The following is a 16,787-nucleotide window of genomic DNA, read 5'->3' as shown; positions in this document are numbered from 1 at the left end:
ATCACACCGACATCGGCTCCAGCTCCCGCCGGAACCGCTCCTCGGTCCGGGCCATCCGCACCAGCGGATGGTCGCCGCCGAGCTGACGCGACAGCTCCACGACGAGCTCGGACCGCAACTGGGCCGCCTCGGCCCCGCGTCCCATCGCATCGAGCGTGACCGCCATGTTCGAGGTCATGGCCAGGGTCTCCGGATGGTGGGTACCGAGCGCCTCGCGGAACTGTCCGGAGAGCCGCTGCTCCGTCTCCAGCACGATGTCCAGCTCACCCCGGTCGGCCGTCGCACTGGCCAGGTTCATCACGCAGAACAGGGTGTTGGGGTGCTCCCGGCCGAACGTCTCACGCATGGCGGCGACGACCAGCGTCAGCACCCGCTCCGCCGCCTCCGGCTCGCCGGCCCCCGTCAGATAGACGCCGAGGTTGTTCTGCGCCGCCAGGGTGTACGGGTGCTTGTCACCCGGCACCTTCATGTACTGGTCGACGACCTCCTGGGCGGTGTCCCGCGCCTCGGCGCTCTCCCCCGCCGCGAACAGGTCCGCGGCGAGGTTGAGGTCGCAGGCCAGCGAATCAGGGTTGGCGGTGGTGTACTTCGCGCGGTAGCGGGCCCGGGTCGCCACCGTGAGACGGTGGGCGTCCTCCAGCCGGCCCGCCCTGCGCAGCGACACCGCGAGGCTCTTCGCCGCGCTCAGGGTGGCGGGGAAGCTCCGGCCCATCGTCTCCTTGAATCTGTCGTACGTGGTGCTGAGCAGCGCCACCGAGTCCTCGTACCGGCCGACCTCCCGCAGGTCGCGGGCGAGGTTCATGGCGGACGACAGGCTGTAGGGATGGTCCGGGCCCAGCACCTGGGAGCGGAGGTCGTAGACGTCCTGGTCGATCTCCCGGGCGCGGGCGTACTGGCCGACGCTGCGCAGGTTCAGGGCCAGATTGTTGGCCGCGGCCAGGGTCCGGGGGTGCGAGGCGTGGAAGATCTGGCCGAACCCCTCGTGGGCCTCGGTCGCCATCTCGATCGCGCGGGCGTAGTCCCCGAGCAGGCCGAGGTCGATGGCCAGGCTGCTGGTGGTCATGTACGTGTGGGGGTGCTCGGCTCCCAGCACCTCCCGCTGCCGTTCCAGGGTGGTCTCGTCCAGCTCCCGCGCCTCCACGTAACGCCCTCGTGTGCGCAGGATGTTGGAGATGTGGAAGCAGAGGTAGAGGTACTGGAGATCGCGCTCGCCCAGTTTCTCCCGCCAGATCTCCCGCAGCTCGTCGCCGAGGGCGCCGGCGGTCCTGACGTCACCGCGCTTCCAGAGGTAGCGGACCCGGTCGATCAGCAGCCTGCGGGTCTCCGGCTCCTTGCAGTTGCGGGCGTCGGAGGGGCCCAGGTGCGGCCAGATCGTGGCGAAGCGCGGCCAGGTCTCCGGATTGTCTATGGGCTCGTCGTCGTCGGGCCGGGCCCCGGCGAGGACGCGGTGGACGACGTGCCGGGCCTCGCGCTGCTCCTCCTCGCTGAGCTGGGCCTTGATCACGGCCTGGACGAGGCGGTGCACCTGGACGGAGTTGGAGACCTGGTCGACCTTGGCCAGGGCGAAGCGGCCGATCTCCCGGATGACCCGGCCCAGTACCAGCTTCTCCTGGAGCGAGGAGTCGTACGGCTTCAGCGCGTCGATCATCTCCTTGCTGTAGAGGAGGTTCGCGGAGATCGGCTCCGGTGCGAAGAACGCGCAGAGCTGGAGCAGCCGTACGGCGGCGGGCGAGCGCTCCTTGAGCCGGGCGATGGAGATGTTCCAGGTCGCGGCGACCGGTTGCGGGTAGCCGGCCGGCTGGTTGAGCGCGAGGACCTGGGGCGCCTGTTGGGCGAGCTGTTCGAGATAGGTGTCGATGGGGGTGGCGGTCTCCGCGATCCAGGCGGCCGCCTGTTCCACGGCGAGCGGCAGGTCCCCCACCGCCGTCGCCACCTGGGCGGCGTCCTCGTCGCTGAGCCCCGGGGCCCGGCGCTGGAGGTGCTCGACCGACTCCTCACGCAGGAAGACGTCCACGGGCAGCGCGTCCCCGTGCTGGGACCAGCTCTGGTTGCGGGAGGTCACCAGGATGTGGCCGGAGCCTCCCTGCGGGAAGTAGCGGCGCAGCTGCTCGGGGTCGTCCGCGTTGTCGAAGACCAGCAGCCAGCGGTCCGAGGGCACCCCGCGCCGCAGCAGGTCGACGGCCTCCTGGGAGGCGGCCGCCATGTCGTCGCCGCCCTGGGCGCCGAGCCGCCCGGCGAGTTCGGCGAGCGAGGCGACGACGTCGTCCGGCTGCTCGGACGATATCCACCACACCAGGTCGTAGTCGGCCATGAAGCGGTGCACGTACTCCAGGGCCACCTGGGTCTTGCCGACGCCGCCGAGTCCGTAGAGCGTCTGCGGCTGCGGCAGGACGACGGCCAGGCCGCCGCCGAGCTGGTCGCGCATCCGCTCCAGGACGAGCGAGCGGCCGGTGAAGCCGGGGTTGCGGGGCGGCGCGTTCCAGATCCTCGGCACGGTGCCCGGGAAGCGGGGGCCGGGCGAGACCCCGTCGGCCACCTGCACCGGGCGGTCCAGGGCGCGCATCACGGCGGTGGTGGCGTGCACCTCGTCGAGCCGGAACAGGTCGACGGGATTGCGGTCGATGTACGGAGAGGTCAGGCGTACGTCCCCGACCCGCAGCGGGAGCAGTCGACGGCGGCCGCTGCCGACGGCCTCGGCGGCGGTCCGTTCCCACAGCTCGACCGCGCGCTGGGATTTCAGATACGCGCTGGAGAGCAGGACCACGGTGCGCGCGGCGCTCTCGGCGGGGGTGTCGGCCGGGTTGTCGGCCGGCTGTTCGGCGGAGACGTCACGCGGAACGACGCGGAATCCGGCCCGGGTGAGAATCGATTCGAGCCAGTCGGCCCACATCCGGTTCTCCGCCACGTAGCTGAGGTGGAGGTCGGCGGGCAGGGCGGGCCTGCGCCGGGTGAAGGCGTCGCGGATCCGCAGCCGGACCTCTTCGCCGACCGGGGGCATCGCGGTGATCTCTCGGTCGGTGATGACCGCGGTGAGCCGTTCGAAGGCGGAGAGCAGCGAGTTGGTGAGTCCGGCCTCGTCGCCGAAGGTGGCGAGGGTCTCCTCGTAGGCGTAGTAGGGCCGGTACGGGATCTCCACCGCCCCCCAGTAGGCGGTGAGTTCGTCACCGGACAGATCGCGCGGCAGCCGGTCGAACTTGAGCCGGGCCAGCGCCCGTCCGGCGTCGGCCTTCTCCTTCTCGCCCTCGTCGATCCGCATCGGCACGGGGTAGATGGAGATGGGGCGGCCCGTGTTGCGCTCGGCGATCTGGCGGGCGACCGAGGCCGCGCCGTCGATGGACTGGTCACTGAGGGTGAAGCAGTCGACGAGTACGTCCGGGAGGTGCACGGTGCAGATGTCGGCGATGTCGCTGAGGCCGGTCCGGCTGTCGATGAGGACGTAGTCGTAGTTGGCCTTCATGTCGTCGCGCAGGGCGTCGAAGAAGTGGCCGCCGCCGAAGCGGTCGTAGAAGTTGTCCCAGTCGAAGGTGGAGACGGTGGCGCTGTACTCGCGGTTCTGCCGTCCGGCGGACACGAAGTCGAGCGTGCCGCCCTGCGGGAACTCCCAGCCGAGCGACTCCGGGGTCAGTGACACGGCGTGCGGCTGGATGCGGGCGTAGTCGCGGTGCCAGTCCTCGGCGCGCTGGGCGGGGCTGGTCGCGGCCCAGGCGTACTCGGTGATCAGGTCGATCACGCCGGTGGTGGCGCCGAGGGTGGCCGGGTCCAGGAAGGGGTGGAAGAACCGGTGGAGCCCGGGGGCTTCCAGGTCCCAGTCGACGGCCAGCACCCGCTTGCCGTTGGCCGCGAGGATCCAGGCGGTGTTGGCGAGCGCCATGGTGCGCCCGGTACCGCCCTTGTACGAGTAGAAGGTGACGATGCGCCCGTCACGACCGGCACTCATAGGTCCTCCGCTTCCGTCGCAGGGTCGTGCGGGTCGGGTAAGTAGCTCGTGTCGCCCATGGGTCCGGTGAGCCGGGTCCGCTCGCCGGATCCGCCGCCCGGTCCGGGCGGGTAGGCCTTCGCGTGCTTCAGATACTGCTGGGCGGCCACCTCGACCACCTGGGGCAGGAGCTGGCCGAACGCCTCCATGGTGGGCACTCCTTTCGCCGCGGCGCGGCAGAGGGCCCGGCCCTGGCCCATCTTGACGGGCATCACCGCTTCGAGCTTCTCGGTGAGCTCCGTCTCCGCCGCCCTGCTCTGGTGGTCGTCACGGCTCCAGGGCACGACCAGGGTCACCCAGGGACGGTTCTCCGCGTCGAACGCGGCGAGGCGGCGGCAGTGGTCCGCGTCCCTCAGGGCCCAGCGGTCGACGAGCAGGATCTCGGGGGTGCTGGGCGGGGCCTTGCCGTCGTGCCGGTCCTCGTCGAACGAGGTGATGACGGCCTGGTAGTTGAGCGAGCGGACCAGTTCCTCGGCCACATAGGCCAGCGGCCGGACGGAGGCGGGGTAGTACGGGTTCCAGTCCTGGGGATGGTCGCCGTAGTGGTCGCTGCTGCGCCCCTCGGGCAGATCGTGGCGGGTGGGCGCCGCGATGGTGATCTGCATCGGCCGGGGTGCGCCGACCCCGCTGCTGGGGGAGCCGAAGGCGCTGGGGGCCAGGCGGTAGTCGACCGGCCGGCCGGTGTCGATGCGGACCGTGTCGGCGACGCTGACGATGCGTTTGGCCAGTTCGTAGACGGCCCGTTCGTATTCCTCGGCGAAGAGTCTGAGCTTGATCAGACCGTAGAGGCCGTCGCTGACGTACCGTTCACCGAAGTCACGGTGGTTGAACTGCAACCGTTCGGCCGAGCCGGGCAGTTGGCTCGGCGGCACCGGCACCCAGAGCGCCGGGACGATGGCCTCGGCCGGCTGGTTGGAGCGGGCCCGGTGGTGGATGGCCCGCTGCTCGAAGGCGTACCACTCCTTGCCGCACATCTCACTGGCGAAGTAGCGCGGCGAGAACAGCGGAACGAAGACCCGGCAGGTGGCGAGGACGTCGCCGAGCCGTTCCGACCAGCCCTCGCCGGAGCGTATCTCCCGGTCCATGAATCCCGCGGGCGCGCCGGCGGGTAAGTCGGTCATGGCCATCACGTGGCCGCAGAGATCCTGGAACAGCCGTTCGACCCACATGTCGGGGTCCGTGCCGGCGCCGTACCCGGGCGTATGGGCGTAGCTCAGAAAGAAATACGGTCGATGGCCCACCGCTCGCTGGTGCGTCGATGCGTGCACACGACCCCCGTCCTGTATGAGCACTCGCATCCCGCAAGGAGGAAGGGAGTGCCAGCGAACTCATCATTCCGGAGCCGGCCGCATTCCAGCCCCCTGCCGTTCGGTCATTCGAACGTCTTTTTCCGGTCAGACGCCAGAACGTTCTCCCCCAGGGCCGGACGGCGAGAGGCTCCTGCCGCGTTTCCTCCCGGCCGCACTCCGTGTTCCGCTGATCTCCTTGCGGACAGCGGCGATCAGCTGTTTTCCGTCGACCGTCACCTCCGCCGCGTTTTCGATCATGTCGAGCGCTTCCGGAACACCCGTGAGAAAGCGCGGATCGTAGAGTCCGAGCCCCGCCCGTTCGAATGTCTCGGCCAGCAGCCGGGAGAACGGGACGTGTTCGCTCCCCCAAGGCGTTCGATGGTCCCAGGTACCGTCCAGGGCGTAAAGATCCGTCACTTCGCCGAGCGCCCGCAGTTTCGCCCGGCGGAATCCGCTGAGCAGGCCGAGGGCCAGCTCCTCCGGCACGTCATGTGCCGCGCCGCCCAGTGCGCCGTAGCCGTGCCGGCCGGGACGGGCCCCGCCGGCGGCCAGCGGAGTCACCGTGGTGAGCGTGCGGGCCGCCTCGGCCGCCTGTTCCGGAACGGCGTCGGCCAGCAGCTCCCAGGCCTCGGCGAACCGGTGCGCCCAGGTGTCAACGGCCTCCGGGGCGAGGCGGCCGGCCGCGGGCGCGTCGAAACAGTCGCGGAAGGGATCGAGGTCGTCCAGCAGAAGTGCCGGTGCCGCCCCCTGGCGCAGGACGCGCACCGGATGCCAGTGCGGGCCCTCGTGCGGCGGCACGACGCGCAGTTCCGCGCCGGGCGCGTCGCCCGGCCGCCGGACGAGGAAGCCCTCGCCGGCGACGCGCACCGTCGCCGTGCCCCGGGCTCCCGGACCGCCGAGGACCGCCGTGCCGAGGGTGGGCAGATACAGGCGTCCGTCGCGGTACGCAACCGGAACGGGCACGTCGATCCGGGCCCGCACCGCGGCGGCGGCCACGGTGGTGGAGAGCCGTTCGGCGGCAGGCCCTGTCAGGGCGCGCCCGGCCCGGACGTCCTCCAGGGCATCGAGCAGCCAGGTACGGGTATAGGGGTGCGCGAGCACGGCGTCGAGCGCCTCCGCCCCCGATTCCTCGGCCTCCACCTCCGCCGCCAGCCTCCAGGCCTCGTCCCAGAGCTCTCCGCCCCGCCCGTCGAGGGTGTCGTGGACCACCGCGAGCAGGGTCCGCGTCAGGTCCTGCTGGGCGGCGAGCAACGCGTCCGGCACCCGGACGGCGGACGACTCGGCGGCGGCGGTCGTCCGTTCCTCGATGCCCTGGATCAGGGCGGCCAGGTCGTGGCAGTAGACCGACGGGTTGTCGAAGCCGGTACCGGAGCGGTAGCGGTGGGTGTAGAGCCCACCGCCGCATGAACGTACGACGGGGCAACGGCGGCAGGTCTCGCTGACCCCGGCCAGCCCGAGCTGCCGCGCCCGGACGCCGGGGTGGGCGGCGACCTCGTCGAAGCTGTTGCGGAAGACGTCGAACCCGGTGGAGGCGGCGCCCTCGTAGGCGCTCTTGAGCGAATCGACCTGCTCCAGCGTCCCGTCGGTCTCGATGACGACCAGATCGGTGGGGGCGAGGCCCAGGGACTCGGTGAGGCTGGGACCACCGCTCAGGGTGGAGAGCACCGAGGAGAACATCCGCACGGGCATGGGGCGGCCCCGCTCCGACCAGCGGTCGAAGACCGCGAGGAGCCATGCGGCGTACGCGGTGGGCGAGCCGTCCGGCCGCGCGGGCGGGTCGTCCCAGGTCGCGTGCGGCAGCAGGAAGTCGACGAGCGGAGGCCCGAGGGCGGCGAGGGCGTCGTGCACGGCCACCGGGTCGTTGTGGATGTCGACGGTGCACAGCAGGCCGAGATCCAGATGACGGTAGCGCTCCTCACGGAGCAGGCCGACCGCTCGCATCACCATCGGGTGGCTGCTGCGCCCGTCGGCGAAGCGGCGGTGGCGGTCGTTGGCGGCGCGGTCGCCGTCGAGGGAGATCCCGACCCGGACGTGGAACGCGTCGAAGAGGTCGAGATAGCGGGGGCTGAGCTGGACGCCGTTGGTGTGGATCCTGAGGTCCAGCTCAGCGATGCCGTTCAGGGCCGAGCCGAGCTCCTCACAGACCCGGCGCAGTCGCGCGGGCCCTGCCAGGAGCGGTTCTCCGCCGTGCAGGATCACTGTGACGGAGGGAAGTGCGTGAGTCGTGGCGTGCTCGGCCAGACGCCGGGCCGTCCAGGAAATCGCCTCGTCGGAGATGACCTTCGGGCGGGTCAGCCAACTCTGATCTGCGTGTTCGTAGACATAGCAGTGATCACAGGCCAGATCACACCGGGAGTGCACCTTGAGAACGAATTCACGGAAAGGGACCAGGGGTCCTGTCATTCCCTCATTCTAGCCACTCCTGATGGCTGCTCAGAGAGCCGAACTGAAGGTGGAGATCCGGGTCGAACGGTCCGTGGTCGCAGCGCATACACGGCTGAGCTTCCTGGCGGCCTCGGCGCTGCGGGCGTCCGTGGACGCGAGGGTCGCGCGGGTCTTCGCGGAGGCGAAGGCGGGGGTGGTTCCGTAGGTCTTCACGGCCGTCCTAGGGGGATCCTGAAGGGGTCTGTTTCCAGACATTGATGGGGGCGCCGGATTTCGTGTCATCACACATCCCGGCACGCGCACTTTACTACCGCTCAGCCCCTTGCACATGCCGACGGTCCAGCCTTCTCACCGGATTCAAAAACCGGAAACAGACCTCCCGTTGGGCCGCTCGGGTGAGCGGGGGGGGCGGCCGGCGGGGGGCGTCGGCAGGGACCCGCTCCGCCGGCCGCCGGCCCCTGCCGGAGAGAGGCATGCCGCCGGTTCCCGGCCGGTCGTGCGCTCAGGGGGCCTCGTCCGGCTCGCGGTCCGCGGGCCGGGAGCCGCGCATGCAGTCCAGAACACGTTCGTGGCTGTCGCCGACGACGTCCGTGACCCGCACCCGGATCTGGAGCACCTCCACCCGCTCGACGCAACGCCGGGAGAACACCCCTGCCTCCACGGTGTCGTACCCTCCGGCTCCGACCAGGGGGAAGCCCGGCCCGAAGGCGATGAGCCGGTAGTCCCGGCCGGACGTGAGACCCCCTGCGGCCAGGACCTCGACGGCTTCCGCGAGATCCGTCCAGGGCGCCGCCGACTCGGCGACGGGTGCGCCGCGCAGGACGGCCCGGCACTCCCACTTCTCGATCACGGCGATGTGCTGCCCGCCGTTCAGCACCCCTACGCGCCAGGCGGGTTCCCCGTCGGCGAGCAGGCCCTCGCGCCAGGCCCCGCGCCAGCCCAGGTAGGGGCGGACCGTGCGGGCGTACTGGGCCCGCGCCAGGACCGCTCCGGCCGCCACGGCGAGCAGGCTGCCCAGCGCCTCCATGTCCATCATCTGCAGCCGCCAGGGCCACTCGGCGCGGGCGCCGGGAGAGACGTTCGCCCGGACGATCTCCCACAGCAGGATCAGGACCAGGGCAGCGAGCAGCACCAGCGGCCCGGTGAAGAACAGCGGGCTGCGGCGCACCCTGCGCTGGCTGTCCGCGATCGGCACGCCGTCCTCGCCCGCCCCTGGCCCCCGGTCCACCACGATGCCCCCTCCCCTCACCGACGGCGATCGCACCGCCGGAATTTCAGGCAGCAACTCGCCGTATTTTCGCCACAGTTGGGCAACCCTGCCACAGTCCTGCGCGGCGAGGAAGGACGCCTGCGCCGAGGTGGCCGAACCTCGTCGCGGCAGCTGCCGGAGAGGCCGGGACGCTCTTGCCGGGCTCCGGCCTCCCCCCTACTCTCGTGGCCCCGGACGGGACGGGCGCGCCGGCCTGCCGGGTCATACGACAACTGCAGACGGAGGCGACCATGACGGCGTTGCCCGAGCCGCTGAGATCCATGGTCTTCAGGAACGACGACCTGCCGGAACTGTTCCATCACACGGACGCGGTCGCCGTGGCCCGCCAGCGCGAGGCCGTGAACACCACCCGGGTGCAGCTGGCGCTGCTCGTGGCCGGCACGGTGCCCGCCGCGCTGCCCTGGCACGCCGATGACGGGCCCGCGACCCGGGCGCTGTACGGCGCGGCGGTGCTGGCCTATCTGGGCGTGCTCTTCACGACCTTCCTCGCCTCCCAGCGCAAAGCAAAGTCGCATTGGCAACTCAACCGCTCCGCAGCCGAGTTCATCAAGTCGAACTGCTGGCGTTACGCGGTGCACGGCGCCCCGTTCGACAGCGCGTCCGAGCACCCGGAGGCGCTGTTCGCCAATCGTGTGGAGGACGGCCTCCAGGAGCTGCGGAAGGTGGGCTGGGCCGACCCGCGCGAGGAACTGCCGGATTCCGGCGGCCTCATCACGGAGTCCATGCGCGCGTTACGGAACAAGGCCTACACGGTCCGCAAGGAGACATATGTCCGGGACCGGCTCATCGAACAGCGCCGTTGGTACCGCCGTCGCCGGCACGCCTCCCGGCACGGGGCCCTCATGTGGTCCGGCGCCATCGTCGCGCTGACGCTCCCGGCGCTGGCGCTGAGCGTGCTCCAGGTCTTCGGGGTGGGCCGGTCGTTCGGCCTGACGGGAGCGCTGTCCGCTGCCGCGGCGGCCTGTCTCGCCTGGAACGAGATGCGCCGGCACCATCCGCTGATCTCGGCGCACTCGCTGGTGGAGCAGGACCTGGAGTCGATGCAGGCCGCCATGGAGACCACGCTCACCGAACGGCACTGGCCGGCGGCGGTGTTCGAGACGGAGCGGATCGTGTCGCCCGAGCACACGGACTGGCTGGTCCGGCACCGCGTGTGACGCCCCGTTCTCGCAGCCCGTGACCCGAACTCGGTCTCGCCCCTTGGGGGATGCCTTCGGCGGCCCGCGGCCGCACGCCGATCGGCCGCCGATCCGCTGCCGGCCGGGCACCGCGTGCGTGCGCTGACCGGGTCGTGCACCGTGTGTTGCCCCCTGACCGGGCCCTGCATCGCGTGTTACCCCCTGGCCGACTCCTGGACCGCGTGCGCCACTGGCCCGGCCGGGCACCGCGTACAGCACCCGGCTGGGTTCTGGACCCCGTACGGCCACAGGCCGGCCGGGCACCGTGTACGCCCCTCCGGCAGTCCGGCGCCGCGTGTGGCCCCCCGCCCCGAGCCACCTCGGACCAGCCGGGCCCGGCCCGGGGCACGCCGCACAGGATGCCGTCGCCCCGGCACCGGTCAGCCGCGCAGCACCCCGTCGCGCCAGATCACGGTGACCGGGCGGCCCAGCGTGCGGGCGTACGTCACGATGTCGCCCGTACCGCCGAGGCCCCGGGCGGGGAGGCCGTCCCAGACCGCGAGCAGCCGGTCGCAGTGGTCGGCGATGTAGGCGCCCGCCGCGTAGTACGCCTCGTCGGTGGAGTGCGGGAAGCCGAGCCGGACCTCCCGCGCCGCGCGCGCCTTGAGCGTCCGGTAGCGGGCGAGGTCGGCCGCGTTGTCGAAGCATGCCTCGTAGTCCCCACTGGGGATCACGGCGGTGAGTTCGGCGCCGCAGGTGAGAGCGAGGTCGGCGAAGAGCTGGTCCGCGCCGACGGCCAGACTGGAGAGTGCCTGGGTGGCACGGTCGAAGCCGCACAGCGCGGCCCGCATTCCGGCGAGCACATCCGCTTCAGCCTCGGCGGGGATGGAGCGGTGACCGGTCACTCCGATGCGATACACGGACCTGCTACCCCCTGATGCCGGCGGCGCACCCCGGAGCGCTCCCGCACTCCCTGCCGCCCCGCCCCGTCCCGACCGTCCGTCGTGGCGACATCCTCTCAAGAGCTGCCCGGCGAACGGGAGCCCCCGTCCGGAATTCCGGACGGGGGCACGTTTGTACGGACAGGGCCGTACCTGATCGGCGGTGCCGGTCAGTACACGCTGACGCCGTACGCGTTCAGGGCTTCCACGACCGGCTGGAAGAAGGTCGTGCCACCGGAGGAGCAGTTGCCGCTGCCGCCGGAGGTGAGACCGATCGCCCGGGTGCCGGAGTAGAGCGGGCCGCCGGAGTCGCCGGGCTCGGCGCACACGTTGGTGCGGATCATGCCGTAGACGACGTCGCCGCCCCCGTAGTTGACGGTGGCGTTGAGTCCGGTGACCGAACCGCTGTGCGTGCCGGTGGTGGAGCCGCGACGGGTGACGGACATGCCGACCGTGGCGTTGGCGGCGCTGGTGATGTCCTGGTTGCCGACGGTGCCGCTCTTGGTGATGCTGCTGTTGGTGTAGCGCACGATGCCGTAGTCGTTGTTCGGGAAGCTCGATCCGGCGGTCGTGCCGAGCACCGTGGTACGGGCCGAGTTGGCCCACCAGGTGGACGCACCGTCGGTGCAGTGACCGGCGGTGAGGAAGTAATAGGTACTGCCGCGGCGGACGTTGAAGCCGAGGGAGCAGCGTCCGGTGCTCGAGTAGATCGCGTCGCCGCCGGAGATCAGCTTGGTGAACTTGCCGGGGGTGCGTTCGATCCGCAGTGCGTCGGCGTTGGCGCCCGCCGACTTCCTGATCCGGTTGATCTCCGCCTGCGAGACCGTGCTGTCGACGGTGACGACGAGGCGCTTGGTCTGCGGGTCGATGTTCCAGGCGGTGCCCGCGATGTCGGCGCCGAGCACGGCGTCGCTCGCCGCGGTCAGCTGGTTGGCGCTGAACGTTCGGGGGGTTTCGGCGTTCGCGGTGGGGATGGCCATGGCCGCGACGGCGGCGAGCCCCGCGAGGACGGCCGTGGAGCGGACGCGTCTCGCCGTGGTGGAGCGGTTGTTGGTGCGCTTGATCCTCACGTCGGGTTCCTCCGAGGGGAATCGGGGGCCCACCTGTGGGGTGGCGGGCCCTTGAGGCGCAGTCGGGGGCCTGCCCGGATTCCGGACTTGCCGTGCCCCTGACAATCGCTGACCGGAGTATCGAGGCCCCCGGAAGGGCGGCGCAAGAATGCCTTTCGGCCACACGGGTCCCCCACGCCTCCGGCCCCGGGAGCCGCGGGCGGCCGGGGCCGGAGGGGTCTCACGCGGGTCAGGCGTCGACCCGGTTCCGCTCCCCCGCCGGAACCGCCACGGTGAGCGTGTTGCCCGGGGGCGGGAAGGGGCAGATGAAGTGGTCGGCGAAGGCGCACGGCGGCAGCAGCGCGCGATTGAAGTCGACGCTCACGCTGCCGTCGGCGGCGGGCGCGCCGGGCCGCAGGAAGCGGAAGCGGTAGCTACCGTTCCCGCTGGTCGCATCGGCGAAGACGGCCCACAGCGAGCCGTCGGGCTCGACCGCGACCTGGAGCGTGTGCTCCCGCCCGTCCACCGTGAAGGCGATCTCCCCGCCGAGCCCGAGACCGCGCTCGACCCCGTCCGCGTTGGCGACCCGCACGGTCCGGCCGGCGGACGGGCGGAAGGTCCCGGGCAGCGCCCAGCGGGGGTCGTACGGGGTGGCCTCGATGGTCGAGAAGGCATGCCGGGCCGGGGACCCCGGGTCGAAGTCCCGTACCGCCCAGAGTCCTTCGCGACGCAGGACCACGAGACGCCGCGCCCCCTGCGCGACCCGGGAGTCGTCGATGGGGCCGCGGTCCGCGCCGAGCCGGACCTCACCGGTCAGGGGCTTTCCGTCGACGACGACGCCCTCCTCGGCCGCGGCGGTGAGGACCACGTGGTCGCCGTCCTCGCGCCAGTGACCGGGGACGGCCGGAATTCGCCCTTCCGGGTAGTCGGAGAGCCAGTGGGTTCCGGTGAGTGAGAGCGGGCCGTACGGGGCGGCGACGGCGACGACGCGCCCCGCGTGCCACCGCTGCCAGTCCCGCGCGGCGTCCGGCCCGCCGCCGCCCTGTTCCTGCTGGTGTGCGTCCGTGCTCATGCGGTCAACCTTTCCATACGGGCACCGGGAGGCCGGGGTGCGACCGCGGGAAATGCCGCTCGGCCTCGGCGAGGCGCGGCGGCGAGCGGCGGGACGGCGGCGGGCGGCGGCAAACGGCGAGCTACGAGCGGCGACCGGCAGCGGGCAGCGGCAAGCAGAAAACGGCGGCACGCGGCGGGCAGCGACGAGCGGCGGCTGGCGGCAAACAGAGAACGGCGGCAAGCCACGAGCGGCCGCTGGCCGCTGGCCGCTGGCCGCTCAAGGAGGTTCGCCGCGCCAGGCCCGGCCCCGGCCGTCGGCCTCGCCGCCGTACGCGGCCGGCCGCGCCGTCACCCTCGTCGGCGCCGCCGCCCCGGCCCGCCCCCGGGATGCCGTGCCACCGGCGTACGAAGTGACCCGGCGTCAGCCGCGGGGGCCTCAGCAGTCGCAGCCGCAGGAATCGCCGCAACAGCAGCAGCCCTCGCCGCACTGGCCGCAGCAGTCGCACGCCTCGCAGCAGTCGCCGCAGTTCTGGCACGGCGCCTGCCGCCGCTCCCTGCTCCAGGGGTCCTCGAAGCTCCCGCAGCACATCTGGCAGGTGCAGGCGAGCCCGACCCAGACCAGGCATCCGGCGATCAGGCCGCGCCGGTCGCGGGGCGGCTGCGGCGGAGGGGTCGGGGAGCCGGGGCCGCCGGGGGCGTGCGGGGTGCCGGGCGGCGCACCGTACGGATGGCCGGGAGGGGGCCCGAAGGAGCCGTCCGGGGTCAGCAGCCCCTGACCCTCCCGGTGCGAGCAGGAGGAGGTGCCGAACGCCCGGTCGACCGAGCGGCGCAGTTCGTGGGCGAGCAGGACGTGGACGAGCCTGCCGTCGGTGAACTCCACCTCCCGCAGCGCGAGCCGCACGCCGTGCAGCGCGTCGTCGCAGAGCCGGCGCGCCTCGGCGAGCGGGGTGCCGGTGGCCGTCAGCGGGTTCCAGGCGCCCGACGCGGCGTCCGCCTCACGGTCCTCGACGGCGTCCAGCAGGTGGGCGAGCCGCCCGAAGAGCCGGCCGGCCTCCGCGAGGGGCGCGGCGTTCTGCGGCCTCCCGGCGAGGTGGGCGGTGTGGGCGAAGGCGGCGGCGGTGGCGGTCTCGGTGGGTTCGGTGACCGTCAGCAGCGGGGTACCGGGCCCGGCGAGCGTCTCGATCCCGGTCTGCCGGTCGACCGCGTCGACCAGGAGGGCGGTGTCGAAGCCGAGGGCCGCACCGGTCCGCGCACCGGCCCGGTCCCACCCCGCGGCTACCCGGCGCGCGGCGGCGGCGACCGGGCGGCGGGCCAACAGCCCGTCCCGGTCCGCGACGTGGTCGCGCACCTTGGCCGAGGCCAGGACGAGCGAGACGGCGGCGGCGAGCTTGGCCCCCTCCCCCTGGGCGACCGGCGCGGTGCGCATGGCGCGCAGCGGGCAGGGGCCCGCGGTGCGTCGTCCGCCGGCGGCGAGACCCGTCTGAGCCTCCGTCAGGACGGAGACGATGAGGCCGTCATAGTTCGTGACGATACGGGCGAACTGTCCGTGATCCGCCCTCAGAGCCAGGCAGAGACCGCAGAGATGGGCGGTCCACTCGACCCTGAGGCCTTCGGAGAGGCGGTGGATGCAAGGCCTGACCATTCCGAACACGACGATCCCCCGGGAGCCGTTCAGCCGGTGCGCGACGCTCGCGCACCGAGGCGTCGTGCATCGTATCCAGCCACCCGTTCACCCGTCCGTCGGCAGGATCACCCGTACGGCTCGAAGCGTCATATTTTCTTTTCGCAACCCCCCTTATGCGGGGCGAACCCTGACGAATCGCCACATCCTCTGCACCAGTAGCGTCACGAATCGCCTGCGAGCCGACTATCTACTTGGCGCGCTATCCGCATCATGGACGACCATAGGGATACGAAAGAGATGCGGAACGACACGGAACCGCGGTGAGAGGAGGCGTCCATGGGATCGGTGCGCAAGGCGAGTGCCTGGCTGGGCCTCGTGGAGGACAGCGACGAGCGGTACTACGACGACGAGTACAACGAGGGCGCGGAGACCGGCACGGGCCACCAGGCGGCCTGGGCCACCGACCCGCGGGTGCAGGTGGCCGCCGAGGCGGCCGAGGAGCAGGACCGCCGGATCGCCACCGTGACCCCGGACAGCTTCCGGGACGCCCGGGCCATCGGCGAGCTCTTCCGGGACGGCGTCCCGGTGATCGTCAACCTCACGGCCATGGACCCCGCCGACGCCAAGCGCGTGGTGGACTTCGCCGCCGGGCTGATCTTCGGTCTGCGCGGCTCGATCGACCGGGTGGCCACCCGGGTCTTCCTGCTCTCCCCCGCCGACACCCAGGTGGTGGCGGGCGAAGCCGCCGGCCGCAGGACCGACGGCTTCTTCAACCAGAGCTGAGCAGGGCGCTCGCCGGAAAGTTCCGGTCAACGCCGCCGGCCGGCGTGCGCGTCACGGCGCACCTCCGTCACCGGAAGGCGTCGAGACCGGTGAGCGCCTTGCCCAGTACCAACTGGTGCATCTCCACGGTGCCCTCGTAGGTGAGCACCGACTCCAGGTTCGTCGCGTGCCGCATGACCGGGTACTCCAGCGAGATTCCGTTGGCCCCGAGGATCGTGCGCGAGGTGCGGCAGATCTCGATCGCCTCCCGCACGTTGTTGAGCTTGCCGAAGCTGACCTGTTCCGGCCGGAGGCCGCCCGCGTCCATCCGGCGGCCCAGGTGGTGGGCGAGCAGGATGCCCTTGTGCAGCTCCAGGGCCATGTCGGCCAGCTTGGCCTGGGTGAGCTGGAAACCGCCGATCGGACGGCCGAACTGCTCCCGGGTCCGCGCGTAGTCGAGGGCCGACTCGAAGCTGGACCGCGCCGCCCCCATGGATCCCCAGACGATGCCGTAGCGCGCGTGGCTCAGACAGCTGAGCGGGCCGCGCAGCCCCTTCGCGTCCGGCAGCACCGCGTCAGCCGGCAGCCGGACCTCGTCCATCACCAGCTCGCTGGTGACCGAGGCGCGCAGCGACCACTTGTGATGGATCTCCGGGGCCGAGAAGCCGGGGGCGTCGGTCGGCACGACGAATCCACGGATGCCGCGGCCGTCCTCGCCCTCGTCGGTCTGCGCCCAGACGACGGCGACCCCGGCGACCGAGCCGTTGGTGATCCACATCTTGCGGCCGCTGAGGACCCAGTCCGCGCCGTCGCGCTTGGCGTACGTCCGCATCCCCGCCGGGTCCGAGCCGTGGTCGGGTTCCGTCAGGCCGAAGCAGCCGATGATCTCGCCGGAGGCCATGCCGGGCAGCCACCGCTGCTTCTGCTCCTCGGAGCCGAAGCGGTGGATCGCGTACATGGCGAGCGAGCCCTGTACGGAGACGAGCGAGCGGATTCCGGAGTCGGCGGCCTCCAGCTCCAGGCAGGCCAGCCCGTACTGGACGGCGCTCGCCCCGGCGCAGCCGTAGCCGTCCAGCGACATGCCGAGCGCGCCCAGCGCGCCGAGCTCGCGGGCCAGCTCACGGATGCCGGGCAGCTCGCCCTTCTCGTACCACTCGGCGATGTGCGGCAGGACACGGTCGGTGGCCCAGGTGCGGACGGTGTCGCGGATCGCGAGGTCGTCCGGGCCGAGCAGGTCATCGATGCCGAGGGGATCGGCGGCGTCGAACGGGGGGAGCTTCGACGGCTTCGCGGACGCGGTGCTGGACATGAGGGTGCCTC

12 protein-coding genes are annotated in these 16,787 nt (G+C 71.9%); 3 read left to right on the top strand and 9 right to left on the bottom strand.

All coding sequences use genetic code 11. The features are described 5' to 3' along the window. Nucleotide 1: 1 nt before the first annotated feature. The 3 genes from fxsT to fxsB all read right to left on the bottom strand — a co-directional run bounded on the left by fxsT (nt 2) and on the right by fxsB (nt 7,668). On the bottom strand, nt 2-3,937 hold the full coding sequence (fxsT, locus tag KME66_RS28200) for an FxSxx-COOH system tetratricopeptide repeat protein (RefSeq protein WP_216327360.1): 3,936 nt from the start codon (nt 3,935-3,937) through the stop codon (nt 2-4). Beyond that, the gene (gene fsxC / locus KME66_RS28195) at nt 3,934-5,274 is read right to left on the bottom strand and encodes an FxsC protein (RefSeq protein WP_216327357.1); all 1,341 of its coding nucleotides are present in this window, start codon (nt 5,272-5,274) and stop codon (nt 3,934-3,936) included. Before fsxC ends, fxsT begins: the two co-directional genes overlap by 4 nt. Nucleotides 5,275-5,370: 96 nt before the next feature. Next, a complete protein-coding gene (gene fxsB / locus KME66_RS28190) occupies nt 5,371-7,668 on the bottom strand; it encodes a radical SAM/SPASM protein FxsB, inactivated metallohydrolase extension form (RefSeq protein WP_253208496.1) in 2,298 nt (765 codons plus the stop codon). Nucleotides 7,669-7,690: 22 nt separating this feature from the next. Here fxsB and KME66_RS28185 point away from each other — a divergent pair, with 22 nt between their 5' ends. Further along, nucleotides 7,691-7,855, top strand: a complete 165-nt coding sequence (locus KME66_RS28185; protein WP_178379007.1) for a hypothetical protein — start codon at nt 7,691-7,693, stop codon at nt 7,853-7,855. 297 nt (nt 7,856-8,152) lie between these two features. On the opposite strand, the gene KME66_RS28180 is transcribed toward KME66_RS28185, so the two are convergent. After that, nucleotides 8,153-8,881 carry a hypothetical protein gene (locus KME66_RS28180; protein ID WP_253208495.1) on the bottom strand — a complete coding sequence of 243 codons (729 nt, stop codon included), beginning with the start codon at nt 8,879-8,881 and terminating at the stop codon, nt 8,153-8,155. Nucleotides 8,882-9,150: 269 nt separating this feature from the next. Between KME66_RS28180 and KME66_RS28175 the strand changes: the two genes are divergently transcribed. Next, nucleotides 9,151-10,077: a DUF4231 domain-containing protein gene (locus tag KME66_RS28175; RefSeq protein WP_216327354.1), complete on the top strand. Its 927-nt coding sequence runs from the start codon at nt 9,151-9,153 to the stop codon at nt 10,075-10,077. A gap of 401 nt (nt 10,078-10,478) precedes the next feature. On the opposite strand, the gene KME66_RS28170 is transcribed toward KME66_RS28175, so the two are convergent. The 4 genes from KME66_RS28170 to KME66_RS28155 all read right to left on the bottom strand — a co-directional run bounded on the left by KME66_RS28170 (nt 10,479) and on the right by KME66_RS28155 (nt 14,732). Beyond that, a complete protein-coding gene (locus KME66_RS28170; protein WP_073221788.1) occupies nt 10,479-10,958 on the bottom strand; it encodes a hypothetical protein in 480 nt (159 codons plus the stop codon). Between the two features lie 191 nt (nt 10,959-11,149). Then, complete coding sequence (locus tag KME66_RS28165; RefSeq protein ID WP_216327353.1) at nt 11,150-12,049, bottom strand: S1 family peptidase; 900 nt, start codon at nt 12,047-12,049, stop codon at nt 11,150-11,152. 229 nt (nt 12,050-12,278) lie between these two features. Beyond that, a complete protein-coding gene (locus KME66_RS28160; protein ID WP_216327348.1) occupies nt 12,279-13,100 on the bottom strand; it encodes a DUF1684 domain-containing protein in 822 nt (273 codons plus the stop codon). Between the two features lie 417 nt (nt 13,101-13,517). Next, nucleotides 13,518-14,732, bottom strand: a complete 1,215-nt coding sequence (locus KME66_RS28155) for a DUF5685 family protein (RefSeq protein ID WP_216327345.1) — start codon at nt 14,730-14,732, stop codon at nt 13,518-13,520. Nucleotides 14,733-15,041: 309 nt separating this feature from the next. Between KME66_RS28155 and KME66_RS28150 the strand changes: the two genes are divergently transcribed. Next, on the top strand, nt 15,042-15,488 hold the full coding sequence (locus KME66_RS28150) for a cell division protein SepF (RefSeq protein WP_073221782.1): 447 nt from the start codon (nt 15,042-15,044) through the stop codon (nt 15,486-15,488). Between the two features lie 67 nt (nt 15,489-15,555). Here KME66_RS28150 and KME66_RS28145 read toward each other — a convergent pair whose 3' ends face one another. Beyond that, the gene (locus KME66_RS28145) at nt 15,556-16,776 is read right to left on the bottom strand and encodes an acyl-CoA dehydrogenase family protein (RefSeq protein ID WP_216327342.1); all 1,221 of its coding nucleotides are present in this window, start codon (nt 16,774-16,776) and stop codon (nt 15,556-15,558) included. Nucleotides 16,777-16,787: the final 11 nt, after the last annotated feature.

The organism is Streptomyces sp. YPW6 (genome assembly GCF_018866325.1).
In the GTDB taxonomy this organism is placed as follows: Bacteria; Actinomycetota; Actinomycetes; order Streptomycetales; family Streptomycetaceae; genus Streptomyces.
This window is presented reverse-complemented; position numbering and strand designations above follow the sequence as displayed.